General features: G+C 70.6%; 20 protein-coding genes. 19 read left to right on the top strand and 1 reads right to left on the bottom strand.

Annotated elements, in window-relative coordinates; all coding sequences use genetic code 11:
- Positions 1-10: 10 nt before the first annotated feature.
- The 19 genes from atpB (at position 11) to AAEP80_RS13455 (ending at position 24769) form a co-directional block, all read left to right on the top strand.
- Positions 11-823 carry a F0F1 ATP synthase subunit A gene (gene atpB / locus AAEP80_RS13545; RefSeq protein WP_420366872.1) on the top strand — a complete coding sequence of 271 codons (813 nt, stop codon included), beginning with the start codon at positions 11-13 and terminating at the stop codon, positions 821-823.
- Between the two features lie 61 nt (positions 824-884).
- Positions 885-1121 carry an ATP synthase F0 subunit C gene (gene atpE, locus AAEP80_RS13540; protein ID WP_027465781.1) on the top strand — a complete coding sequence of 79 codons (237 nt, stop codon included), beginning with the start codon at positions 885-887 and terminating at the stop codon, positions 1119-1121.
- A 9-nt stretch (positions 1122-1130) separates the two neighbouring features.
- Positions 1131-1697 carry a F0F1 ATP synthase subunit B gene (locus AAEP80_RS13535; protein WP_281264748.1) on the top strand — a complete coding sequence of 189 codons (567 nt, stop codon included), beginning with the start codon at positions 1131-1133 and terminating at the stop codon, positions 1695-1697.
- Positions 1698-1699: 2 nt separating this feature from the next.
- Positions 1700-2494: a F0F1 ATP synthase subunit delta gene (locus AAEP80_RS13530; RefSeq protein ID WP_420364783.1), complete on the top strand. Its 795-nt coding sequence runs from the start codon at positions 1700-1702 to the stop codon at positions 2492-2494.
- Between the two features lie 107 nt (positions 2495-2601).
- A complete protein-coding gene (atpA, locus tag AAEP80_RS13525) occupies positions 2602-4230 on the top strand; it encodes a F0F1 ATP synthase subunit alpha (protein ID WP_420364782.1) in 1629 nt (542 codons plus the stop codon).
- Complete coding sequence (locus AAEP80_RS13520; RefSeq protein WP_281264745.1) at positions 4231-5133, top strand: F0F1 ATP synthase subunit gamma; 903 nt, start codon at positions 4231-4233, stop codon at positions 5131-5133.
- A gap of 47 nt (positions 5134-5180) precedes the next feature.
- Entirely contained in the window at positions 5181-6635 is a 1455-nt protein-coding gene (gene atpD, locus AAEP80_RS13515) for a F0F1 ATP synthase subunit beta (RefSeq protein WP_420364781.1), read from the top strand.
- A 1-nt stretch (position 6636) separates the two neighbouring features.
- On the top strand, positions 6637-6900 hold the full coding sequence (locus tag AAEP80_RS13510) for a F0F1 ATP synthase subunit epsilon (RefSeq protein WP_056124084.1): 264 nt from the start codon (positions 6637-6639) through the stop codon (positions 6898-6900).
- Positions 6897-7667 (top strand): YaaA family protein, encoded by a 771-nt coding sequence (locus tag AAEP80_RS13505; protein WP_420366871.1) that lies wholly within the window; start codon positions 6897-6899, stop codon positions 7665-7667. Before AAEP80_RS13510 ends, AAEP80_RS13505 begins: the two co-directional genes overlap by 4 nt.
- 98 nt (positions 7668-7765) lie before the next feature.
- Positions 7766-8320: a hypothetical protein gene (locus AAEP80_RS13500; protein ID WP_420364780.1), complete on the top strand. Its 555-nt coding sequence runs from the start codon at positions 7766-7768 to the stop codon at positions 8318-8320.
- Positions 8321-8387: 67 nt separating this feature from the next.
- On the top strand, positions 8388-9143 hold the full coding sequence (locus AAEP80_RS13495; RefSeq protein ID WP_420364779.1) for a hypothetical protein: 756 nt from the start codon (positions 8388-8390) through the stop codon (positions 9141-9143).
- Between the two features lie 3 nt (positions 9144-9146).
- The gene (locus tag AAEP80_RS13490) at positions 9147-9968 is read left to right on the top strand and encodes a PP2C family protein-serine/threonine phosphatase (RefSeq protein ID WP_420364778.1); all 822 of its coding nucleotides are present in this window, start codon (positions 9147-9149) and stop codon (positions 9966-9968) included.
- Positions 9969-10093: 125 nt separating this feature from the next.
- Positions 10094-11506, top strand: coding sequence for a serine/threonine-protein kinase (locus tag AAEP80_RS13485; RefSeq protein WP_281264741.1), 1413 nt, complete (start codon positions 10094-10096; stop codon positions 11504-11506).
- Entirely contained in the window at positions 11503-17358 is a 5856-nt protein-coding gene (locus tag AAEP80_RS13480) for an Ig-like domain-containing protein (RefSeq protein WP_420364777.1), read from the top strand. Before AAEP80_RS13485 ends, AAEP80_RS13480 begins: the two co-directional genes overlap by 4 nt.
- Before the next feature lie 50 nt (positions 17359-17408).
- Positions 17409-18380 carry an AAA family ATPase gene (locus tag AAEP80_RS13475; protein WP_281264739.1) on the top strand — a complete coding sequence of 324 codons (972 nt, stop codon included), beginning with the start codon at positions 17409-17411 and terminating at the stop codon, positions 18378-18380.
- The gene (locus AAEP80_RS13470; protein WP_420364776.1) at positions 18377-19789 is read left to right on the top strand and encodes a DUF58 domain-containing protein; all 1413 of its coding nucleotides are present in this window, start codon (positions 18377-18379) and stop codon (positions 19787-19789) included. The genes AAEP80_RS13475 and AAEP80_RS13470 overlap by 4 nt, the downstream gene beginning before the upstream one ends.
- Positions 19786-22260, top strand: a complete 2475-nt coding sequence (locus AAEP80_RS13465; protein WP_420364775.1) for a transglutaminaseTgpA domain-containing protein — start codon at positions 19786-19788, stop codon at positions 22258-22260. The genes AAEP80_RS13470 and AAEP80_RS13465 overlap by 4 nt, the downstream gene beginning before the upstream one ends.
- A gap of 68 nt (positions 22261-22328) precedes the next feature.
- Positions 22329-23999: a hypothetical protein gene (locus AAEP80_RS13460; RefSeq protein WP_420364774.1), complete on the top strand. Its 1671-nt coding sequence runs from the start codon at positions 22329-22331 to the stop codon at positions 23997-23999.
- Between the two features lie 122 nt (positions 24000-24121).
- Positions 24122-24769, top strand: a complete 648-nt coding sequence (locus tag AAEP80_RS13455) for a hypothetical protein (RefSeq protein WP_420364773.1) — start codon at positions 24122-24124, stop codon at positions 24767-24769.
- Here the strand turns inward: AAEP80_RS13455 and AAEP80_RS13450 are convergent.
- Positions 24766-25758 carry an asparaginase gene (locus AAEP80_RS13450; protein WP_420364772.1) on the bottom strand — a complete coding sequence of 331 codons (993 nt, stop codon included), beginning with the start codon at positions 25756-25758 and terminating at the stop codon, positions 24766-24768. The two genes, AAEP80_RS13455 and AAEP80_RS13450, sit on opposite strands and share 4 nt — an antisense overlap.
- Between the last annotated feature and the right edge of the window lie 23 nt (positions 25759-25781).

Below are 25781 nucleotides of genomic sequence, written 5' to 3'. Positions count from 1 at the left end.
CGCTCTTCCCCTGTCCCTCACCGCTGCGGCCAACACCGTTGCGGCGGGGAGCAGTAAGGCCGCCGAGTTCCATGGTCCGTCGATCAACGAGTTCTTCCCCGACCCGATCTTCTTCGCGGGGACGCCGTTCGAGATCGACCGGATCGTCATCATCCGCTTCATCGCGGTCGCAGTGCTGCTCGTCTTCGCGTTCGCGGGGACCCGGGCGCTCAAGCTGATCCCCAACCGCGGTCAGGCGTTCATCGAGTACGGCTTCGACGTCGTCCGCCGGAACACCTTCGACAACCTCGGTGAGAAGGACGGCAAGCGGTTCCTCCCGCTCCTGGCGACCATCTTCTTCGGCGTCCTCTTCATGAACCTGACGGGGCTCATCCCGTTCATGAACATCGCCGGCACGAGCCGCATCGCGATGCCGCTGATCCTCGCGATCGTCGCGTACGTGGCCTTCATCTACGCCGGTCTCCGCAAGCACCCGGGAACGTTCCTCCGGAACTCGCTCTTCCCGCCCGGTGTCCCGTGGTACCTGTACATCATCGTGACGCCGATCGAGCTGGTCTCGACCTTCGTCCTCCGCCCGGTCACCCTGACCCTGCGACTGCTGATGAACATGGTGGTCGGCCACCTGCTCCTGGTGCTGTTCTTCTCGGCCACCTGGTTCTTCTTCTTCGACTCGCACAGCCTGCTGGCGTTCTTCGGGATCGGCACGCTCGCGTTCGGCATCGCCTTCAGCTTCTTCGAGATCCTCGTCGCGCTGCTGCAGGCCTACGTCTTCATGCTCCTCACCGCCGTCTACATCCAGCTGGCGCTGGCAGACGAGCACTGATTCCTCACTGACCCCCTACGGGGCCGGCAACCGTCGGGCCCGCACCTCGAAAGGAAAACACGTGGACGCAACGACCGTTCTCGCGGAGATCAACGGCAACATCGCGACGGTTGGCTACGGCCTCGCTGCGATCGGCCCGGCCATCGGCGTCGGCATCGTCGTCGGCAAGACGATCGAGTCCGTCGCTCGCCAGCCCGAGCTCCAGGGCCGACTGACGACCCTCATGTACATCGGTATCGCCTTCACCGAGGCCCTGGCCTTCATCGGTATCGCCACGTACTTCATCTTCACCAACTAAGGTTCCTCGATGCAGAACGCACTCATCATCGCGGCGGAGGAGACCCACAATCCGCTGATCCCGCCGGTGTACGACATCGTGTGGTCTGCGGTGGCCTTCGTCATCATCTTCCTGGTGTTCTGGCGTGTCGTCACGCCGCGCATCACCAAGATGCTCGATGAGCGCACCGAGGCCATCGAAGGCGGCATCAAGAAGGCCGAGGCCGCTCAGGAGCAGGCTGCTGCTGCGCTCGAGGAGTACAACAAGCAGCTCGCCGACGCCCGTGCCGAGGCCTCCCGCATCCGCGAGCAGGCCCGTGCCGACGCCACGGCGATCGGCAACGAGGTCCGCGAGCAGGCTGCTGCCGACGCCGCGCGAATCACGTCGAACGCCCAGGCGCAGATCGAGGCAGAGCGCCAGAGCGCGCTCCAGTCGCTCCGCACCGAGGTCGGCTCGCTCGCACTCGACCTCGCGTCTGGTGTCATCGGCGAGTCCCTCAAGGACGACGCCAAGGCCACCGCGGTCGTCGACCGCTTCCTCGCCGACCTCGAGTCGTCGAAGGACGCGCAGGCGTCGCAGGCAGAGACGGAGCGCTGAGCATGCGGAGCGCCACTCGTTCAGCACTCTCGTCGACGCAGGCGGTCCTCGCCGAACTCGGCGGGAGCGCCGATCTGGCGACCGGTGCTGAGATCCTCGCCGCCGGGCGAGTGGTCGCCGGTTCTTCGCAGCTCCTCACGCTGCTCGCGGATCCCACGGCGGACGTCGTCGGCAAGAAGGCGGTCATCGACCGCGTCTTCGCCGGGCAGGCGACCACCACGCGGGCTGTCCTGACGGCGGTCGCCGGGGCGCGCTGGTCCTCGCAGCAGGACCTGCTCGCCGGCATCGAGGACGCGGGCATCCGCGCCGTCGCGGCCACCGCCGGACCCGGGACCTCGATCGAGGCGGAGCTCTTCGCCTTCGAGACCGCCGTCCGGTCCGACGCGGGCCTCGAGCTCGCGCTCGGCACGAAGCTCGGCAGCCCCGCTGAGAAGAGCGCGCTCGTCGAGCGGCTCATCGGCGGCAAGTCGTCGGCGCAGACGGTGACGATCCTGTCGGCACTCGTCCAGCAGCCCCGTGGCCGCCGGATCGGTGAACTGGTCCGCGATGCCTCGCGCATCGTCGCCGACCAGGCCGAGAAGGTCGTGGCGACGGTCATCACCGCGACGGCGCTGTCGGAATCACAGGCGGCTCGTGTCGCCCGTGGGCTGTCGGCGCGCTACGGCAAGGACATCATCGTCAACCACGTCGTCGACCCCAAGGTCGTCGGCGGGGTCAGGGTGCAGGTCGGCGGCGACGTCATCGACGGCACCGTGTCCACGCGCCTCGCCGACCTCCGGCTCCAGCTCGCGGGCTGAGCGTACGGTCGTACCCGACACCCCAAGTCCACAACGGGAACTGTCCTGACCGGACAGCATCACCCTCTCGGAGCCGAAGGGCCCCGGAAACCAACAAGGAAAATCCCATGGCAGACATCACCATCAGCCCCGATGAGATCCGTGATGCCCTGAAGGACTTCGTCTCGAACTACGAGCCGACGAAGGCCTCCACGGCCGAGGTCGGGCACGTCACCGACGCCGGTGACGGCATCGCCCACGTCGAAGGCCTCCCCGGCGTCATGGCCAACGAGCTCATCCGTTTCGAGGACGGCACGCTCGGCCTGGCCCAGAACCTGGACGAGGACGAGATCGGCGCCATCGTGCTCGGCGAGTTCGCCGGCGTCGAGGAGGGCCAGGAGGTCACCCGCACCGGCGAGGTCCTCTCCGTCCCCGTCGGCGACGCCTTCCTCGGTCGGGTCGTCGACCCGCTCGGCGCCCCGATCGACGGCCTCGGTGAGATCGCGGCGGAGGGCCGTCGTGCCCTCGAGCTGCAGGCTCCCGGCGTCATGGCCCGCAAGTCGGTCCACGAGCCGCTGCAGACCGGCATCAAGGCGATCGACGCGATGATCCCCGTCGGCCGTGGTCAGCGTCAGCTGATCATCGGCGACCGCCAGACCGGCAAGACGGCGATCGCGATCGACACGATCATCAACCAGAAGGCAAACTGGGAGTCCGGCGACGAGGACAAGCAGGTCCGCTGCATCTACGTCGCGATCGGTCAGAAGGGCTCGACGATCGCCTCCGTGAAGGGTGCGCTCGAGGACGCCGGCGCGATGGAGTACACCACCATCGTCGCCGCCCCGGCATCCGACCCGGCCGGCTTCAAGTACCTCGCCCCGTACACCGGCTCGGCCATCGGCCAGCACTGGATGTACCAGGGCAAGCACGTCCTCGTCATCTTCGACGACCTGTCGAAGCAGGCAGAGGCCTACCGTGCGGTGTCGCTCCTCCTGCGTCGTCCGCCGGGACGCGAGGCCTACCCGGGTGACGTCTTCTACCTGCACTCCCGTCTGCTGGAGCGTTGCGCGAAGCTGTCCGACGAGCTCGGCGCCGGCTCGATGACGGGTCTCCCGATCATCGAGACCAAGGCGAACGACGTCTCGGCGTACATCCCGACCAACGTCATCTCGATCACCGACGGCCAGATCTTCCTGCAGTCGGACCTCTTCAACGCGAACCAGCGTCCGGCCGTCGACGTGGGCATCTCGGTGTCCCGCGTCGGTGGTGACGCCCAGGTGAAGTCGATCAAGAAGGTCTCCGGCACGCTGAAGCTCGAGCTGGCGCAGTACCGCTCGCTCGAGGCGTTCGCGATGTTCGCGTCCGACCTCGACCAGGCCTCGCGTCGTCAGCTGGACCGCGGCGCCCGTCTCACCGAGCTCCTCAAGCAGCCGCAGTACTCGCCGTACCCGGTCGAGGAGCAGGTCGTCTCGATCTGGGCCGGCACGAACGGCAAGCTCGACACGGTCCCCGTGCCGGACGTGCTCCGCTTCGAGTCCGAGCTGCTCGACCACCTGCGTCGCAACTCCGACGTCCTCACGACGCTGCGCGAGACCAACCAGCTCAGCGACGAGACGGTCGCCGAGATGTCGAAGCAGATCGACGAGTTCTCGAAGAGCTTCCAGACGAGCGACGGCAAGACGCTCGGGTCCGAGCAGTTCGACGCCGCCGACGCCGAGGACGTGGACCAGGAGCAGATCGTCAAGGGTCGTCGCTAGATGGCAGCGCAGGTCCGGGTCTACCGACAGCGAATCAAGTCGGCGAAGACCACGAAGAAGGTCACTCGCGCGATGGAGCTGATCTCGGCGTCGCGGATCCAGAAGGCACAGGCCCGCATGGCCGCGTCCGGCCCGTACTCGCGGGCCGTGACCCGGGCGGTGTCGGCCGTGGCGACGTTCTCGAACGTCGACCACGTGCTGACCACCGAGCCGGAGTCGTCGACGCGTGCGGCCGTCGTGCTGTTCACCTCGGACCGTGGCCTCAACGGCGCGTTCAGCACGAACGTCCTCAAGCAGGGCGAGGAGCTCGCCTCCTTGCTCCGCAGCGAGGGCAAGGACGTCGTGTACTACCTGGTCGGGCGCAAGTCCGTCGGGTACTTCGCGTTCCGTGAGCGCCCCTCCGAGCAGCAGTGGGTCGGCAACACCGACCAGCCCGAGTTCTCGACGGCGAAGGAGATCGGCGACGCGGTCGTGTCGAAGTTCCTCCAGGACACGGCAGAGGGCGGCGTGGACGAGATCCACATCGTGTTCAACCGCTTCCTCAGCCTCGCGACCCAGGAGCCGCAGGTCGTTCGCCTGCTCCCGCTCGAGGTCGTCGAGGGTGTCGAGGAGCCGACGGACAACGAGCCGCTCCCGCTGTACGAGTTCGAGCCGGACGCCGATGCGGTGCTCGACTCGCTGCTCCCGGTCTACATCGAGAGCCGCATCTTCAACGCCATGCTCCAGTCGGCTGCCTCCGAGCACGCCGCCCGGCAGAAGGCGATGAAGGCGGCCAGTGACAACGCCGACTCGCTGATCCGTGACTTCACCCGTCTCGCGAACAACGCACGCCAGGCCGAGATCACCCAGCAGATCTCCGAGATCGTCGGCGGCGCCGACGCCCTCTCGTCGAAGAAGAAGTAGTCCGCGTCGTTCGCGGACAGATACCCACCCTCAGGAAGGCACCAGCCATGACCGACACCGCAACCACCGCGGTCGAGACGTCGTCGGCGCCCGGTGTCGGCCGGATCGCCCGTGTCACGGGTCCCGTCGTCGACATCGAGTTCCCGCACGACGCAATCCCGGAGATGTACAACCTCCTGTTCACGACCATCACCATCGGTGAGTCGTCGCAGGAGATCGGCCTCGAGGTCGCGCAGCACCTCGGCGACGACCTCGTCCGTGCCATCTCCCTGAAGCCGACCGACGGCCTCGTCCGTGGTCAGGAGGTCCGTGACTCGGGCGCCCCGATCTCGGTCCCCGTCGGCGACGTCACCAAGGGCAAGGTCTTCGACGTGCTGGGCAACGTGCTCAACACCGACGAGAAGCTCGAGATCACCGAGCGCTGGCCGATCCACCGCAAGGCCCCCGCGTTCGACCAGCTCGAGTCCAAGACCTCGATGTTCGAGACCGGCATCAAGTCGATCGACCTCCTCACCCCGTACGTCCAGGGTGGCAAGATCGGTCTGTTCGGTGGTGCCGGTGTCGGCAAGACCGTCCTCATCCAGGAGATGATCCAGCGCGTCGCGCAGGACCACGGTGGTGTGTCGGTGTTCGCCGGTGTCGGTGAGCGCACCCGTGAGGGCAACGACCTCATCGGTGAGATGGAAGAGGCGGGTGTCTTCGACAAGACGGCCCTCGTGTTCGGCCAGATGGACGAGCCGCCGGGAACGCGTCTGCGCGTCGCCCTGTCGGCGCTGACGATGGCGGAGTACTTCCGCGATGTCCAGAAGCAGGACGTGCTCCTCTTCATCGACAACATCTTCCGCTTCACGCAGGCCGGCTCCGAGGTCTCGACGCTGCTCGGCCGCATGCCGTCCGCGGTGGGCTACCAGCCGAACCTCGCCGACGAGATGGGTGTGCTCCAGGAGCGCATCACCTCGACGCGTGGTCACTCGATCACCTCGCTGCAGGCGATCTACGTCCCGGCCGACGACTACACCGACCCGGCACCGGCGACCACGTTCGCGCACCTCGACGCCACGACCGAGCTCTCGCGTGAGATCGCGTCGCAGGGCCTCTACCCCGCGATCGACCCGCTGACCTCCACGTCGCGGATCATGGACCCCCGGTACCTGGGCGCCGACCACTACCAGACGGCGACCCGCGTCAAGCAGATCCTCCAGAAGAACAAGGAACTGCAGGAGATCATCGCCATCCTCGGTGTCGACGAGCTCTCCGAAGAGGACAAGATCACGGTCGAGCGCGCTCGTCGTATCCAGCAGTTCCTCTCGCAGAACACGTACATGGCGAAGAAGTTCACCGGTGTCGAGGGCTCCACGGTCCCGCTCAAGGACACGATCGAGTCCTTCCGCGCCATCGCCGACGGCGAGTTCGACCACGTGGCCACGCAGGCCTTCTTCAACGTCGGTGGCATCAACGACGTCGAAGAGAAGTGGGCGCAGATCCAGAAGGAGAACCGCTGACATGGCGGGTCTCACCGTGAGTGTCGTCTCGGCGGACCGCGAGGTCTGGACGGGCGACACCACCATGGTCGTCGCGCGCACGACAGAAGGCCAGATCGGCATCCTGGCGGGTCACGAGCCGATGCTCGCGATCCTGGCTCAGGGCCAGGTCCGCATCACGCGGGCCGACGGTTCGACCGTCGCGGTCGACGCTGAGGACGGGTTCCTCTCGGTCGAGCACGACACGGTCACGATCGTGGCGCGGCAGGCCGCGCTGGCCTCCTGACCGGACTGACCGTCCTCCTCCCGCCTTCGGAGACGAAGCGGGAGGGCGGGGACACGGGAACCACCCTCGACCTGGGTGGTCTCTCGTTCCCGGAACTGACCCGAGAGCGGGCCGCGGTGATCGCCGCGGCCCGCTCCGTCAGTTCCGAGGAGTCCACCGCGCGGACGGCGCTCAAGCTCGGACCGAAGTCGATCGCCGAGCGGTTCCGGAACCTCTCGCTGGACACGTCGCCGACGCTGCCGGCGATCGAGCGGTACACCGGGGTGCTCTACGACCCGCTGGACGTCCCGTCGGCCTCTGCGGAGGTCCGTTCCTGGTGGTACCAGCACGTGGTCGTCCAGTCCGCGATGTTCGGGCCGATCGGCGCGGGGGACCGGATCCCGGCCTACCGGTTGTCGCACGATTCGCGCCTCGGGTCGTTGCGCCTCGCGTCGCACTGGCCCGCAGTCGCGACCGCAGCGTTGTCAACCAGGGGTGGTGGACTGGTCCTGGACCTGCGCTCGGAGGGCTACCGCGCGCTCGGTCCGGTCGACGGCGCCGCGGCCCTGCGGGTCGTGAGCGTCGACGGCAGCGGCCGCCGGAAGGCGCTGAACCACTGGAACAAGACCGCGAAGGGGCGACTGGTGTCGTTGCTGGCTCGGACCGGTGCGTCGATCGGGTCGATGGACGACCTCGTCGCATGGGCGACGTCCGTGGGCGTGCTGGTGGAGCGCTCGGACACCGGGTGGGACCTGGTCGCCGAGAGCCTGGAGCCGGCCGCCGTCTGATCGGCGGCCGTTCCTCCACAGGCGCCCCGTACGTCGCGGTCGCCACGGACTCGCCTCCGTCACCGCTCTGGAGGCTCGGTGCGCGTTTCGATGGACGCATGAACCTCGACGTCGCACGATCGTCCAGCTCCCCGTTCGTCCACTACCCGCGCGAGATCGCGGCAGCCGTCACCCTGCCGGTCGCCGCCGCCGCGCTCGTCGCGCCCGGCACCGCGCTCCTCGACACCGCCGGCCGGTCGGCCGTCGCGACCGCGTGCGCCGCACTCGCGACCCGGATGGCCCTGGTGCGGTTCATCGGTGCCGCATCCGGACCGGATCTGCGGGCGGTCCGACCGTTCGATCCCTTCACGGACCCGACCCCGTCGGCGTTCCACGGCCGCGGCCCGGCTCCGTCGCGCGACCGCATCCGGACCGCTGGCGCACGGTGCACCGCGGTCTGGCACGGCTGGAAGCAGCAGGGCGCACCGCGTGACGAACGTCGGGGCGTCGCGGGAGCCGTCGCGCTCGGCGCCTGGTGCTCATGGGCGATCGGTGCGTTGACGGAGGCCGAGGTCCGAGCCGGGTACGCGCTCGACGTGGTGCCGGACGACGCGTTGGCGCTCGTCGTCCATCGATCGGCCCGTGCCGGGGCGCGCCCGGAATGGTGGGGGTGACGGGGCGTGCACCGGATCGTCTACGGTTGTGAGACCGCACCGCGGGCAGGACGCAGGGAGGCACCACGTGCACGACGACGCCGATGACGTCGAGGACACGGTGATCCGTCCTCGGTCGCGGCCGCTCGGATCCGCTCGCGCGCAGGACGCGATCGACGACACGGTCCTCCGGGTCCCCTCGGGTGGCGGGTCGCACGGATCGGACCTGCTCGACGACGGCCCGCTCGGGGACACCGTCATCCGTGGGCCGCGCACTGCGCCGGACCCGTCGACGGTCCCCGAGGACACGGTCCTCGGGCCGCGTCGGACCGCGCCGTCCACGCGGCTGGCGGCCTCCCTGTCGGACGCGCCCCCGAGCCTCCCGGCCGTCCCGGAACCAGCACGCACCCGCGTGCCGTCGATCCGCGTCGGCGGACGCGTCATCCGACTCGACCACCCGGTGGTGATCGGCCGGCGTCCCGCGTTGCCGCGTGTGGTCCGAGGGCCGGCGCCCGAACTCGTGACCGTACCGTCGCCGCTCGGACAGGTGTCGTCGTCCCACCTGCTCGTGCACGCCGAGGGCGAAGCCGCGGTGGTGGACGACCTGCGCTCGACCAACGGGACCGTCGTCCGGCCCGCCGGCTCGGCGCCGTACCGGATGGCGTCAGGTGCGTCGATCGTCGCGCTGACGGGTACGGTAGTCGAGATCGGGGACGGCATCGTGGTGGAGATCCTCTCGCCGCACCTCCGGCTCACGCCAGGGGCCGACGGTGTCCCGCCGTCGCTCCACCAGCCTCCGACCCCTCAGACCGGCACGCCCCGAACCCCCAGAGAGCGATCCTGAAACGTGACCGAACTCGGCCGAGCAGCCGCCGCCCACGCCATCGACGTCCCCGGAACGGACGGCGTCACCCTGACGCTCTCGTGGGGAGCCGCGACCGACGTCGGTCGTCGCCGAGACCACAACGAGGACAGCTACATCGTCGAAGCACCGTTCTTCGTCGTCGCGGACGGCATGGGTGGACACCTCGCCGGTGACCGCGCGAGCGACGCCGTGGTCCGTCGCCTCGGTGACTCGGTCGACGGGCCGTTCGGGACCCGGCAGTCGATCCAGCGCGCGCTCCTGCTCGCCACGGCGGACATCGAGCGTGCGGCGGGCGGCAACGCGATCGGTGCCGGCACCACCGTGACCGGTCTCGCGCTCGTCGCGTCGAACGGGCAGCCGGCAGCGCTCGTCTTCAACGTGGGCGACTCGCGCACCTACCGGGTCGACGACGGCGTCCTCCGTCGGATCACGGTCGACCACTCGGTCGTGCAGGAGATGGTCGATGCCGGTGTGCTGCGGGCAGAGGACGCCGAAGCGCACCCGGACAGCAACGTCATCACCCGCGCGGTCGGCTTCGGCGAACCGCCGGAGCCGGACTGGTGGACGTTGCCGCTCCGCACCGGCGACCGGTACATCGTGTGCTCGGACGGTCTGACGAAGGAGATCGGCGACGCGGTCATCGGCCGCATCGCCGCGAAGGTCGCCGACCCGCAGGAGCTCGCCGAGCGCCTGGTGGGCGATGCCCTCATCGCAGGTGGTCGCGACAACGTCACCGTCGTGGTCCTCCAAGTGGAGGACGCACCGCAGGACGGCGACCTCGAGGACACGCTGCCTCGCCACTGACGTCCCCCGAATTGGGGGCAGCGGATGGAATCCCGTACTCTGGTGTGCGGAATTCCGGCCGGCTCGTTTCCGTAGACTGAAGGGCCGAGGGGACGATCGGCTGCGGCCGGGGAGGAGAGGGTGCCATGGCGCGACGGCTGCCGTCCACCCCTCCCGTGATCGCCGGGTTCAGCCCGGTGCACGTCCTCGGCTCCGGCGGCTTCGCCGACGTGTTCCTCTACGAGCAGGACATGCCGCGGCGCCAGGTCGCGGTGAAGGTCCTGCTCGACGAAGTCGTCGACGACCGGGTCCGGCAGATGTTCCAGGCCGAGGCGAACCTGATGGCTCGGCTGAGCACGCACCCGTCCATCCTCACCGTGTTCCAGGCGAGCGTCGCGGCCGACGGACGTCCGTACCTCGTGATGGAACTCTGCTCGTCGTCGCTCAGCGAGCGCTACCGGCGCGAGCCGATCCCGGTCTCCGAGGTCCTGTCGATCGGGGTGCGCATCGGTTCCGCGCTCGAGACGGCGCACCGTGAAGGCGTGCTGCACCGCGACATCAAGCCGTCCAACATCCTGCTCACCGCGTACGGCAACCCCGTGCTGTCCGACTTCGGCATCGCGGCGACCATCGGTGAGTCCGATCCCGACGAGCCGATCGGCATGTCCATCCCGTGGTCGGCGCCAGAGGTCCTCATCGACGAGTCCCGCGGGACCATCCAGTCCGAGGTGTACTCCCTCGCTGCGACGGTCTTCTCGCTCCTCGCCGGGCGCAGCCCCTTCGAGGTCCCCGGCGGCAAGAACGGTGCCGCCGACCTGATGGCGCGCGTGGACAAGGGCGGTGTGAAGCCGTCCGGTCGCACGGACGTGCCGCCGTCGCTCGAGCGACTGCTCGCCACCGCGATGTCCCGCAAGGTCCAGCAGCGTCCGGCCACCGTGATGGAACTCGTCCGCGGGTTCCAGCAGGTCCAGGCCGAGCTCGGCATCCCGCAGACTGCTGCCGACGTCGCGGTCGAGGCATGGGCCGTCGCCACGCCCACGCCGGAGGGTGACCGCACGATGATCCGGGAACTCCAGCCGCCGAGCCGGGTCGGTCGTCGGCGCCGGACGCGTCGCCCGGTGCAGGGCGGCGTGGCGGCCACCGGTTCGCGGAGCGTCGGCACCGTCCACCGGACGGGCTCGGTCACCCTGGCCCGACGTCGATCACGCCGAACCGTGATCTGGGCGTCCTCGGTCGCCGCGGCGGTCGTGGTCGCCCTCGCCGTGACGTCCTTCGTCCTCGTGACACGCGTCGGTTCCGGGGCGATCCCCACGGTCTCCGACGTCCGCGCGTCGACCGCCGGTCAGTCCGTCACGTTCCGCTGGAGCGACCCAGGGCTCCGGAACGGCGACACCTACGTGATCTCCTCGAACGGCGCGTCGAGCCAGCAGTCGGGCACGTCGTTCGTCGTCTCCGGCAGCAAGGGCGACGAGGAGTGCATCTCGGTCGCGGTGAACCGTGACGGCAAGACCGGCGTCGCGAGTGCCGAACGGTGCGCCACGATCGGCGGCGGATCGTGATCCGGCGGCTCATCGCACAACACCGGTCCGCCGCGATCACCGTCGGCGCGTCCGTGGTCGTCGCTGCGCTCGTCGCCGGGGCCGCCGTCGTCTCGAGCGGGTACCACACGCAGCGGGTCGCGCTCGGGGACGGCACCGTCTGGGTGCCCTCGTCGCAGTACGGGGCGGTCGGCCGCGCGAACACCGCGGTCCTGCAGCTGAACACCGCGGTGGAGTCGTCCACGGACGCGCTCTCCGTGCTGCAGAGCGGATCGATGGTCTACAGCGTCGACGAGACCAAGGGCACGGTCGCCAAGGTCGACGTGGCGGACGCGACGATCGGTGACCCGGTCACCCTGCCCTCCGGGTCGCCGCAGGTGTTCTTCTCGGGATCGACCGCGGTCATCGGCAACCAGGAGACCGGAGAGGTCTGGTCCACGCCGGCCAAGGAGCTCGCCGATTTCGACGCATCCACCAAGGCGGATCTGACGCTCGGCGCGGACGCGGTGTTCGACGCGTCGGACGAGCACGTCGCGGTGTACTCGCCGCGGACTGGGACGGCGTCCCTCGTCGAGGTCGGCTCGACCCTGTCCGTCGCGAAGCGCTGGACCGTGCGGATGGACCGCAAGGACGACTTCCAGGTCGCGGCGTTCGGCTCCCACATGGCGGTGCTCGACCAGACGACCGGCGCGCTCTCGGTCGACGGCGACACGGTCGACCTCGGCGACCGGGTCGGTGGGTCCCCGGCGCTCCAGCGGTCCTCGGCCGACGGGGACTCGGTGGTCGTCGCCGGTGCCGCGGGTCTCGTCCGCGTCACGCCGTCGGGCGCAGCGACCACGACCGCCCTGGCGGTGTCGGGACGCGCGGCCCGACCCTACGTCGACGGCAACTGCACGTTCGGGGCGTGGAGCGGCGGGCAGGCGATCGACACGTGCGCCGGCCGCGCGCTGCAGCAGCTCGACCGGGTGCCCGGCGGTGCCGCCCTCCAGATCGTCCACAACGCCGACACCGTCGTCGCCAACGACCCGGCGACCGGGCGCTCCTGGGCGATCGACCGCAGCGGTCAGCTCATCGACAACTGGTCCGACCTGATCAAGCGGGACGACGACCAGCAGCAGGAGCAGATCTCGGACGACAACCCCGAGGTCGACAAGGACCAGAAGCCGCCGGTCGCGGTGGACGACGACCTGGGAGCCCGTCCGGGGCGCACCACGAGCCTCCCGGTCCTGCTCAACGACTACGACCCCAACGGCGACCCGATCATCGTCAGCGAGGTCGGGTCCGTCGACCAGGCCGCCGGGAAGGTCGCGATCGTCGACGACGGGCAGCGGCTTCAGATCGCCCTGTCGGACAGTGCGTCCGGGACCGTGACGTTCCCGTACACGATCACCGACGGCAACGGCGGCTCGGCCACCGCGACCGTCCGGGTCAGCGTGCGACCCGAGTCCGAGAACGACGCGCCCAGGCAGGTCAGGGACACCACGGCCGACGTGGTCCAGGGCGGGCACGTGTCGAGCAACGTGCTCGGCGACTGGGTCGACCCCGACGGCGACCCGGTGTACCTGAAGTCGGCGACCGCGACGGACGGGGACGAGGTCTCGACGACGCCGGACGGCCTCCTCGACTTCCGCAACAAGAGCGGTCGCACCGGCGACCGCAGCGTCCAGCTCGTGGTGAGTGACGGTCGCGCGGACGGGCGTGGATCCCTCACCGTGCACGTCGCCGCGCAGGGGAGCGTGCCGCTCCGGGCAGACGCGTTCCCGGTCAAGGGCTACGCAGGCAAGTCCTTCACGGTGAATCCGCTCGAGCACGTGCGGGGCGGCAACGGGAGCATCACGCTGACGAGTGTCTCGTCGGCGAGCGGCGTGACGATCACCCCGAGCTACGACGCCGGGACCTTCCGGGTGCAGAGCGACGCAGTGGGGGACCACCAGGTCGAGTACACCGTGACGGACGGCACGAAGACGTCCAGCGGGATCGTCCGCATGACGATCGCGGCACCGCCGGACGCGTCGACCGCACCGATCACGACCCCGAAGACCGTGTTCGTCAACACGCTGTCGACGAAGGACACCGACGTCACCGCCACCGACATCGACCCGGCGGGCGGGGTCCTCCTCGTCACGGCGCTCGACGGACCCGCGCGGGGTTCCGGCGTGCAGGCGAGCATCCTCGACCAGCACACGATCCGGACGACCCTGTCGGCACCGCTCGACGGGCCGGTGACCTTCACCTACACCGAGACGAACGGCCTCGCGTCGTCGCCCGGCACCGTCACGGTCGTCGAGATCCCGAAGCCGGACCGGATCCAGCCGCCCGTGGCGCAGCCGGACACCGCGACGGTCCGGGTCGGGGACGTCGCGAACATCGACGTCCTCGCGAACGACACCCAGCCGGAAGGCGAGCCGCTGACCCTGCAGCCGGACCTCGTGCAGAACGTCCCCGGCGACGGCGGTCTGCTCTTCGCCTCCGGCGACCACCTCAGGTACCTCGCGCCGAAGACCCCTGGTAACTACACGGCGGTGTACCGCGTCGCCGGCCCGGACGGACAGTCCGCGGACGCCGCGGTCTCGATCTCTGTCCGTGAGAAGGACAGTGCCACGAACAACCCGCCGGTGCCACAGACCGTCACGGCTCGTGTGGTCGCGGGTCAGGCGGTCAGCATCTCCGTGCCGCTGAACGGCATCGACCCGGACGGCGACTCCGTGCAGCTGGTCGGGGTGGCGTCGAACCCCGACAAGGGTTCGGTCAGCGACATCGGTTCCGATTCCCTGACCTACGAGGCCGGGGACTACTCGGCCGGCACCGACGAGTTCACCTACACGGTCGTCGACGCGCTGGGCGCTCGCGCCACGGGCACCATCCGCGTCGGCATCGCACCGCGGGCCGAACAGGCGTCGAACCCGGTGGCCGAGGCGGACCACGTGACGATCCGGCCGGGCGGCTCCGTGACGGTTCGCGTGCTCCAGAACGACTCGGACCCCGAGGGCGGCGACCTCACCGTCTCCAAGGCCGAGCCGACTGCGAAGGACGTCACCGCGAAGGTCCTGCGGAAGCAGGAGATCCGCGTCACCCCGCCGAAGACCGCGAAGAGCGGAGACTTCGCGGTGCTCTACACGGCGTCGAACGAGAGCGGCGGCGCGAGCACGGCGTTCCTCACGGTCACCGTGGACAAGGACGCGCGCCCGCTCCGTCCCGAGGTCGACGACACCACGCTCGACCTGCAGGACATCCTGCACCGGCAGAGCGTGACCGTCGACGTGCTGAAGAACGTGTTCTTCGCCGAGGGGTCGACGTCGTCCCTGACCGTGGGTGTGGTGGACGGCTACGGCGACACCGCCCGCACCACGACCGACGGCCGGATCTCCGTTCGGCTCACGGACGACTCGCAGGTCATCCCGTTCTCGGTCGCCCGGCAGGACCACCCGGACATCGTGTCGTACGGGTTCATCCACGTCCCGGGGTTCGACGACGCCCTCCCGCAGGTCAACCGGTCAGCAGGCGCGATCACGGTGAAGAGCGAGTCGACCATCAGGATCCCGCTGTCGAAGTACGTCGTGACCGCGAACGGGCAGACCGCCAAGATCACCGACCCCGGCACGGTCAAGGCCACCCACGCGAACGGCGACGACCTCACCGTCGACTCGTCCACGTTGCAGTTCACGTCGGCGAAGCTGTACTACGGCAACGCGTCGATCTCGTTCGAGGTGACCGACGGCTCGAACGCCAACGGCGGCAAGGGGCGGGTCGCGACCCTGGTCCTCCCCGTGAAGGTCACGCCGCGCTCGAACCAGCCGCCCGCGTTCACCGGGTCCTCGATCGAGATGCAGCCGGGCGACTCCCGGACGCTCGACCTCACGCGGCTGACGGACTACCCGTACCCGAAGGACCTGCCCGAACTGCAGTACTCCGTCGTCAGCCAGCCGTCCTCCGGGACCACGGCCACGATCTCCGGCCAGCGACTGACGATCAAGGTCGCAGACTCCGCCCAGAAGAACACCTCGGCGACGATCGGCGTCGGCGTCGCCGATGCCGCGAACGCCGGTCGGTCCGGTCTCGTGACCGTCGGGATCGTCGCGTCCACCAGGCCGCTCGTGCAGCCGGGGGCGGACAGCGCCGTCGCGAAGCGTGGATCGTCGACGACGATCGACGTCCTCGCGAACGATCAACCGACCAACCCGTTCCCGAACGAGCGCCTGCGCGTGGTGAACATCCGCGGGCTCGCCGGCGGCCTGCCCTCCGGCGTCACGATCACCCCGAGTGCCGACAAGTCACGGCTCCAGGTGTCCGTCTCGGGCACCGCCAAGCCCGTGAACACGAACCTGCAGTACCAGGTCGCCGACGCGACGAACGACCCCGACCGGTACGTCTGGGGCGACGTCACGATCTCGGTGCAGGACGTCCCGGACGCCCCCGGTACCCCGACACGCACCGGGTCGTACGACGGCGGGCAGATCACGCTGACCTGGTCGGCGCCGCAGGCGAACAACTCGGCGATCACCGGCTACCGGGTCACCGGCACGAACGGCGTGTCGAAGGACTGCGGGACCTCCACCGTCTGCACGCTCACTGATCTCGACCCGAGCGCGTCCTACCGGTTCTCGGTCATCGCGGTGAACGCCGTCGGGACGTCTGATCCGTCGCCGCAGTCGGCGCCGTTGAGTGCTGACTTCGTCCCGGCACCGCCGACCGGAGTCAAGGCAGTGCCGAACTCGTCCTCGCCGAACCGACTGGACCTGTCCTGGAACGCGGTTCCGCGGCCCGGACGAGGAACGGCCGTCGACAACTACGTGGTGACGATCGACGGACCCGGGTCCTCCACGACCAGGAGCGTCGGGACGGCGACGAGCGCCTCCTTCGACGGCCTCACCGGCGGGGGCAACTACACCTTCACGGTCTCCGCGCGCAACGACGCGGGCCGGGACGGCAGCCCGGTCCAGTGGAACTCCGCCTCGGCCTCGGCGACCGCGGTGGGCAACCCCTCGGCGCCGAGCGGGCTGTCGGCGACCGGGCAGTCGAGTGGCGGACAGACCAAGGTCTCGATCACCTTCGGACCGTCGGACGGCGGCGGGACCGACATCCGGGAGTACTGGCTGTTCCGACTGTCGTCGCAGTCGTTCAACTGCTCGGCCGTCACACGCAACGACGCGACGCAGATCGGCGGCGCAGGCACCCAGTCGTTCGCCGACACCCCCGGCGGTGACTCGAATTACTACTACGCGGTGGTCGCGGTCAACTCCCTGGGCTTCTGCGCGTCGAGCGTCGTCGGCCCGGTGCAGTCGTACCTCACGCCGTCGGGTCCACGAGCGGACGTCGGTCTGCCCGGCCAGTCCGACAGCGCCGGTCGGTACCCGGTCGTCGTCTCGAACTTCCGAGTGGACTCCGGTCGCGCGACGCTCTACCGCGTCGCGCTCGCGAACGGTGACAGCACCACCACGTCAGGGGACGCCGTGACGCTCTACCCGTCGGCGCAGGACTTCGGGAACTCGCTGGCCGTGACGGTCTCGGCCTGCCGGCTGGCGAACAACGGCGGGCAGTACTGCACAGACGACACCGCTGTCGGGAACGCGGTCCCGCTGAACACTCGGGCCACGGCCGTGGCGCCCACCGCCGGCGGGAAGATCGCGCTCAACCCGCCGCAGAACGCCGGGTCGCCGACCGTCACCTACTCCATCCGCATCTGCACCGGTGCCGTCGGCGAAGGCGTCTTCGGATGCGCCGACGGTGACGCGAACGGGAAGTACGCGGAAGGGTCGACGATCCCCGCGGACGCGACGAAGATCACCGTGCAGGCGACCGTGGCCGGCAGGACCGACTCCAACCCCACCGAGCAGGACGTCGCGCCGGCCCCGGATGCCCCGCCGGCGGGCTGAACGACCCACAACGACCGACCCGAGCCGACCGACACGAGGAACCCCTTCACATGAGCATGACCCCCGAGCAGGCCACCTGGTTCGCCGACGTCTCCGGCCGCATCGTGACCAACGTCGAGCAGGTGCTCCTGGGGAAGACGTTCGTGATCCGACTCGCGGTCACGGCGATGCTCAGCGAGGGCCACCTGCTGCTGGAGGACGTCCCCGGCACCGGGAAGACGAGCATGGCGCGGGCGCTGGCGCAGAGCGTGCAGGGCTCGACGAACCGGATCCAGTTCACCCCGGACCTGCTGCCTGGTGACATCACCGGCATCAGCGTCTACGACCAGCGCGCCCAGGAGTTCGAGTTCCACCGCGGCCCGGTCTTCGCGAACATCGTGCTCGCCGACGAGATCAACCGCGCGAGCCCGAAGACGCAGTCTGCGCTCCTGGAGGCGATGGAGGAATCCGCGATCACGGTGGACGGCGTGAACCACCGGCTCGCGGCGCCGTTCATGGTCATCGCGACGCAGAACCCCATCGAGCAGGCGGGCACGTACCGGCTCCCGGAGGCGCAGCTCGACCGCTTCCTGATGAAGACGTCGATCGGCTACCCCGACCACGCGGCGACGGTGAAGATACTCGAGACCTCCTCGGCGCCGGCCTCGTCGGTCCCGCTCGCGAGCGTGGTGCCCGCTGCGACGATCACGGAGATGGCGGCGCTGGCCCGCACGGTGCACGTCGACGCGACGATCGCCGACTACGTCGCCCGCCTCGTGGACGCCACGCGTTCGGCGAGCGAGGTCCGCCTCGGCGTCAGTGTCCGTGGTGCGATGGGGCTCATGCGCGCGTCGCGCGTGTTCGCGGCGCTGAGCGGCCGGCACTACGTCACCCCCGACGACGTCAAGGCACTCGCGGAGCCCGTGCTCGCCCACCGTCTCGTGCTCGACGCCGAGGCGGAGTTCGACGGCGTCAGTGCCTCGAGCGTCGTCTCCCAGCTCCTGGTGGAGACCCCGCCGCCCGCGGACCGGGTCACGTCGTGACGGACCGCCGGCCCGTCTCCACGCGCTCGCGCCGTCCCTCGTCGACGCGGTCGCGTCGTTCGAGCACGGCGTACGAGCGCACGGGGACGGTCGCCGGCCTGACGAACGTCCGCACGCGGCTGGTCGGCGACCGCGACGGCGTCGCCGCCGACGCGGTCGTCGGGATCGTCCGTCTGTGGCGCACGGCCTGGAGGCTCGTGGCACGCGGGTGGGCCGAGGTCTCGTCGGTGGTCACCGGCCTGGGCTGGACGGTCGCCGCGCTCACGCTCGTCGCGTTCGTCACGGGGTACGTCTTCGGCCTGCGCGAGGTCGTCGTCGTCGGCTTCGCCGGTGCCCTGCTCGTGGTCGTCGCAGCCGTCGCGCTCATCGGCGGGTCGAGGCTGCTCATCCGGATGAGCCTCCCGGTCCGCCGGGTCGCGGTCGGTGACCCGGCGGGCGTGACCGTCACCGCGGAGAACCCCGCACGTCTGCCGTCCGTCCCGATCACGGTCGAGGTGCCGGTCGGCGCCGGACTCGTGGACGTCGCGATCCCGACCATCGCTCCTCGTGGCACGTTCGAACGGGAGGTGCCCGTCCCGACGGTCCGCCGAGGGGTCCTCGACGTCGGTCCGGTGACGGGTGTCCGCGCCGACCCGGTGGGCCTCGTGCGCCGGGAGATCGTCTGGACCGCTCGCGAACAGGTCATCGTGCACCCGAGGACGGTTGCGATCCCGTCGACCAGCACCGGTCTGGTCCGGGACCTCGAGGGGCAGGCGACGACCGACCTCTCGCCTGCCGACATCTCCTTCCACGCGATCCGTGAGTACATGCCGGGTGACGATCCCCGGAACATCCACTGGAAGTCGACGGCCAAGACCGGCGCGCTCATGGTGCGCCAGTTCGAGGACACGCGTCGGTCGCACCTGGTGATCGCGCTCGGCATCTCCAGGACCGAGTTCGCTGACGACGAGGAGTTCGAGCTCGCGGTCAGCGCTGCGGCGTCCCTCGGCAGCCGTGCGGTGCGAGACGGCCGAGAGGTCACGGTCGTCGTGTCCGAACGCACCCCGGAGTTCGCCAAGCGCGCCGTCTACGCCGTGCACCGCCTACCGACCGTGACCCCGACGCGACTGCTGGACGACTTCGCGACCGTCGGCCTGGCGGACGCCTGCCTGCCCGTCGCCGAGGTCGCTCGCATCGTGGGCAACGACACAGCCGGGATCTCGGTGGCGTTCCTCGTCGTCGGCTCTGTGGTCGAACTCCCCGCGCTCCGCCTCGCCGCCACCCGCTTCCCGATCGGCGTCGAGGTCGTCGCCGTGATCTGCGAGCCCGAGGCCGTCCCGCGGTTCGTGCGAGTGCCAGGACTGACCGTGATGACGATCGGCTACCTCGACGACCTCCGTCACGCGCTGCACCGATCGGCCGCCGCATGAGCGCCCCCGCGGTGGTGCCGTCGCGCGCACGGCGGGACACGCGACGTCGGGCCCGACGGGTGCCGGCGTTCCGGCTCGTCGGCGGCACGCTCGTCGTGTGGCTGCTCCTGGCGGTCGCGAGCGTCGCGTGGTGGCCGGTGTACCGCGACGACGGCATGGTCGTCGCCGCGGTCACCGCGGTGCTCGTCGGTTCGCTCGTCGCGCTGCTCGGGGCCGTCTTCCGTCTGCCGACCGCGGTCGTCGCGATCGCGACGGTCGCGGCGTTCACGGTGACCGGTGTCCCCGCCGCCGTGCCGGGGGAGGCGAACGGGGTGCTCCCGACCGGCCAGGGCCTCCTGGACCTCTTCTCCGGCGTCGCGCTCGGCTGGAAGCGGCTCGTCACCATCAGCCTGCCGGTCGGGACCTACGAAGCCCTCCTGGTGCCGTTCTTCGTGACGCTCCTCGTCGCGACGGTGACGTCCGTGAGCGTGGCGACCCGTGCCTCCAGGCAGGAACTGGCGAGCATCCCGGCACTGGTGCTGTTCGCCGCCGGTGTGGTCGTCGGGCCGAGCCGTCTCGACACGTCGCTCGCCCTCGCGGTCGTGCTCACCGGCATCGCGCTCGTCTGGGCGCTCACGGTGCGCCACGCGCGCCGCGCGGTCGCGGTGGCCGAGACGATCGGCGCCCGTGTCACGGTGACCAGGTCCGTCGTCCGGCCGGCCCTGGTCGGGACGGGGACGATCGTCGCTGCGGCGGTCGTCGCGACCGGACTGGGGCTGGTCGCGCCGCCGACCACCGCGCGGACGGTCGCGAGGACGGACGTCGTCAAGCCGTTCGATCCCCGCGACTACGTCAGCCCGCTCAGCGGCTTCCGGGCCTACGAGGAATCGACCGAGGCGGACACCACGCAGCTCCGTGTCACCGGCCTGCCGGAGAACGGGTTCGTCCGGATCGCCACGCTGGACACGTACGACGGCGTGGTCTACCGCGTCGGCGGGACGGACGGCGCGTCGGCGTCGGGCACCTTCGAGCGTGTCCCGACGTCGGTGGACGTCCGCGGCGTGAGCGGGACCACCGTGCACGTCGGGGTGACCGTGGACGGCTACTCCGGGGTCTGGCTCCCGACCGTCGGCGACCTCGAACGCGTCGAGTTCGCGGGCGCTGCGGGGGAGCGGGAGCGCAGTGCGTTCTTCTACAACGCATCGACCCGCACCGGAGCGGTCGTCGGCGGGGTGCAGGACGGCACGCGGTACGACCTCACCGCGGTGGTCCCCGACCAGCCGACGGAGGAACAGCTGGCGACCGCGCGTCCGGGAACCGCAACGGTCCCTGCGGCTCGCAACGTCCCCGACGCCGTGCGCGACACCGTCGAGTCGACGACCACCGATGCCCAGAGCGACGGGGCGAAGCTCGTGGCCGTGGTGCAGGCGCTGCAGCGGAACGGGTACGTCAGCCACGGTGTGGGGGACGACCGGGTCAGCCGTTCGGGCCACGGTGCCGACCGCATCCAGGAACTCCTCACCTCGCCGCTGATGCTCGGCGACCAGGAGCAGTACGCCGTCGCGGCGGCGCTGATGTCCGAGTCGATCGGCTTCCCCACCAGGGTCGTGCTGGGCTTCGCAGCGGGGGGTGACTCCGGATCGACGCCGTCCTCCTCCGGTGCTGCCGGCACGACGACGTTCCGCGGTTCCGACGTGACGGCCCGCATCGAGGTGGACACGGCGCAGTGGGGATGGGTCACCCTGAACCCCAACCCGACCGTCCGGGAGATCCCGAAGGAGCAGGAGCAGACCTCGCAACCGGTCACCAGGCCCGAGACGGTGGTGCCGCCGCCGCCAGTCGACCAGCAGGACCAGGACCAGCAGACGCCGCCGCAGAGCGACCGGAACACGCCGGACCAGCCACCGCTCTGGTTGCAGATCCTGCTCGCGGCACTGCCGTGGGTGCTCGGGACCCTCGCGTTCGTCGCCCTGGTGTTGCTGCCGTTCGGCGTGATCGTGCTCCTGAAGCGGATCCGTCGTCGTCGCCGCCGCCGGGCCGCGACTGCCAGGGGCCGCATCGTCGGCGCGTGGGACGAGTACCGGGATGCGTTGCTCGACCGCGGACACGACGTCCGCGCGGAGTCGACGCGACGAGAGGTCGCGTCGAGCGCCCCGGGGGACGGCGGCACCGGACTCGCCGCGCTGGCGGACCGAGCGGTGTTCGGCCCGAGCGAGGCGGACGACCGCACTGCGGACCGCATGTGGGAGGCCACCGACACCGCGATCGGGCAGCTCCGCGACGGACGGACCCGGCGGGAGCGCATCCGGACCGCCGTGTCGACGAGGTCGCTGCGCAGCACCGCACCGGGCGCAGCTGTCGCACGTGTCGGCGGCGCACTCCGACGGCGTGTGGGTGCCGGCCAGCGACGGGGTGGAGCCGGCGGTGACTACGATGTCCGGAGGCCCGACGAGCGTCACGGCGGGCCGGACGAGGACAGAGGCAACCTGTGATCAGATGCGAACACTGCGGATCGGTGCTCCCGGACGGAGCGATCTTCTGCGGTGAGTGCGGTCGAGCGGTGAACGCGGCTCCCGGGCGACGATCCGTCGCGCCCGAGCCCGTCGACCGTGCGACACCGCCGCCGCTCCAGCAGCCGGACCAGCACGGCCGTCGCCAGGACCCCGCCGCTGAGGCGTGGCTGCCGGAGTCGACGCTCGACCCCGCCACCAGGGCCTGGCTCACCGGTGTCGATCGCCAGCAGGCCGGTCCGACCGCGCCCGTTCCCGTCCGGACGCCGGACGCCTACGCGCCCCGCTCCGCGCCGACCCACGTGCACGGTGCCGGCAGCGGCCTCGGTGCGTGGACGGGCGGCGAGGGTTCTCCGAGCACGCAGGCGCCGACGGAGCCGCCGCTCGACCCGGACGCGTTCCCGGCCGAGCCCGTTGCCGTCGAGGACGACCCGGAGGTCACGCGCGTCGCACCCCGCTCCGGCGCAGGGACCACCCCGGTGCCGCCGACGTTCCAGCCGTCGCAGCCCGTGGCCGAGGCCGCGGCCGCGCCGTTCTGGGCGCCGGAGCCTGCACCCGCGACCGCTCCGAGCGCGCCGTCCTGGTGGATCGGACGAGCCGTCGACGAGCAGTCGGCCACTGCCGAACCGGTGACGGAGTCGGTGTCCGCCGATCGCGACGACGCAGTCTCGCCGGCCGAGCCGTCGGCCGCGCAGGTTCAGGACGAGGCCACGCCCGATGTCCTCCCTGAGGTCGACACCGCTGCCCGGCCGGGCGACACCGCGGTCGTCGAGCCGCTGGTCGACCGCCGGCCGATGCGTCCCACACCGTTGGTCCAGCCTGGGCTGCAGCCGACGACGTGCCACGTGTGCGGCCACCGGCTCGAGCCCGACGACATCTTCTGCGGCGAGTGCGGGGCGGTCCGTCCCGCGGTCACCGCCGCGTTCACCGGTCCCGTGATGCCGTTGCCGATGGACCGTCCCGACTGGGCGGCGAACGACGACGGGTCGCCGGTGGAAGCACCGGACGACGAGATCCCGGTCGACGCGCCGACGGACGACGTCGAGCGGACGGACGACCCCGAGCCGACGGACGAGGTCGGGCCGACGGACGACGTCGAGCCGACGGACGACGTCGAGCCGACGGACGACGCGAAGCCGACGGACCAGGTCCAGGCGGCGGACGACGTCGAGGTGTCGCGAGAGGACGTGCCCGCGCGCGAGGACGCATCCGTCCCGACCGCAGCACCCCTCCCGCCTGTCCCGACCGTTGCGCCCCTGCCGCCCATTCCCGGTGCGGAGCCTGCTCGACCGTTGTCCGACGCAGACGCCGTGCCCTCGAGCAGCGACGCCGACGAGTCCGCACAGCTCGACGAGGACGTGGACGAGACGCGGATCGTCACGAAGACCCCGACGCGTGCGCCCTTCGTCCTGCACTTCAGCACCGGTGAGCGCATCGGCATCCACGGGACCGGACTGCTCGGGCGTCTGCCCCGCCCCGAGCCCGGCGAACGGTTCGACGACCTGCTGACGATCCACGACCCGGGCAAGTCCGTGTCGAAGACGCACCTCGAGCTCGGGCGCGATGACGCCGACCTCTGGGTGTCCGACCGGTTCTCCGGCAACGGGTCCGTCATCCGGCACATCGACGGATCGATCCGCCGTTGCGAGCCGGGTCGTCGGTACCGGGTCGAGCGCGGCGCCCGCGTGGACATCGGCGAGCAGTTCTTCCTCGTGCAGTAGCACCTCCCTGCACACGACGGCTGGCGCCGGGGTTCTCCACGGGCTCCGGCGCCCGCTCTCGTTCGTCGTCGTGGTGCGATGGACTCGACGACATGGGAGCACCAGCCGTTCGATGGTCCGTGTTGGCCGTCGCCGTCGTGGCCGGAGCTGCCGCGTCGCTCCCGGGCCCACCAGGACAGCGAACCGCTGCCCTGTCAGCGGCCGTCGTCCTCGGTGCGATCGCGTCGGTCGTGCGGTCGCGGTCGGCGGACACCGACCGCCCCGCGTCGGTGGAGGCGCGCTTCCCCATGGACGAGGTGGTCGCCGAGCCGGCGCCCGATGGCCGTGCGCTCGACGGCGGTGCACTGCACGTCGGCCGGGTGATCGGGGGAGGACCGGTGTCGATCGACCGCCTCGACGGCGTGCTGGTCGTCGGTCGTGGCGCACTGGCCGCCGGTGTCTTCGCGGCGGTCACGGCAGCCCTCGGGGCGACGGCGACCGCCGATCAGGAGCTCCGGGTCGCCCACGGCGCCGACGTCGTCCTGCCCGAGCTGGCCTGCGCGCCGGTCGCGACGCTGCCGTCCGGGTTCGCGGTGGCCGTGCTTGTCGGCGCAGACGGCAGCAGGGGCGGGTCCGTCGTGCTCGTTCCCGATCTGCGGTTCCGACCACGCCGACCCTGTCCCACCATCGAGGTCACCCGGTACGGCTGCACGCTCCGCGGCGACCCGGACGAATCCGTCGGGATGGCACTGGCCCCGGTGCTCCCGGGCCTCGACCCGCCTGCGGTCTAGCGGAGCCCGGCACCGGGGCGGATCGACCCGACCGGGACGCCGCCGCCCAGGACCTTCTCGCCGGTGGTGCCGAGCACGTCGGCGACACCGTCCGCCGAGACGACGCCGTTCCGCTCGAGCAGCGTGAGTGCTGCCAGCGTGCCGGCGCGGAGTGCTCCGTCGAGGACCTTGACGACGACCGCGGGACCGCCGGGCGCAGCCATGACCATGACCCCCTCGGCGCCGAGCTTGGCGACGAGCCCGAGCCGCTCGATCGTGACCGTGTTCGCTCGCCCGACCCCGTCGATCGCCCAGGGGTTCGCGAGGATCGCGTCGGTGAGGGCCGCCGTGTCGGGGTCGCCGCGCTGTACCACTCCCGCGATGCCACGGGCCATGCCGGTGAACGTCAGCGGGAACACCGGCGCCCCGCACCCGTCGACGCCGACCACGTCGACGACCTCACCGGTCGCGTCCTCGACGGTGGCCCGGACGGCGCGCTGCATCGGGTGGTCGATGTCGAGGTAGGTCGCGGCGTCCCACCCGTTCACCCGGCAGGCGGCGAGCATGCCGGCGTGCTTGCCGGAGCAGTTCATCGCGAGCCGGCGGGGCTCGGTCATGGTCCGCGCCGTCGCCCGGTCGTACGGCATGTCCGGCGGACACCCGAGGTCGGCCTCGACGTGGTCGAAGGAGGCCAGCATGTGCTCGGCCAGCGCCTGGTGCGACGGCGTTCCGGCGTGGCTCGCCGTCGTCATCACGAGTTCCGCGTCCGAGAACCGCGCGCCGGCCCGTCGGATGGCGAGCGCCTGGAACGGCTTCATCGTGGAGCGCGGGAAGATGCTCGCGGAGATGTCCCCGACGGAGTCGATCACCGTGCCCGAGGCGTCGACGACGACACCGGCTCCGATGTGCCGGCTTTCGTCGAAGCCGGAGCGTTCGAGCACCGCGAGCTCGACGGAGCCGTCGGCGGTGAGAGGATGGCGGTCGGTGCGGACATCGGAGCTCTCCGTCATACCGAGATCGTACCGAGCCGCAC

This window comes from Curtobacterium sp. L3-7 (assembly GCF_048756585.1).
In the GTDB taxonomy this organism is placed as follows: domain Bacteria; phylum Actinomycetota; class Actinomycetes; order Actinomycetales; family Microbacteriaceae; genus Curtobacterium.
This window is presented reverse-complemented; position numbering and strand designations above follow the sequence as displayed.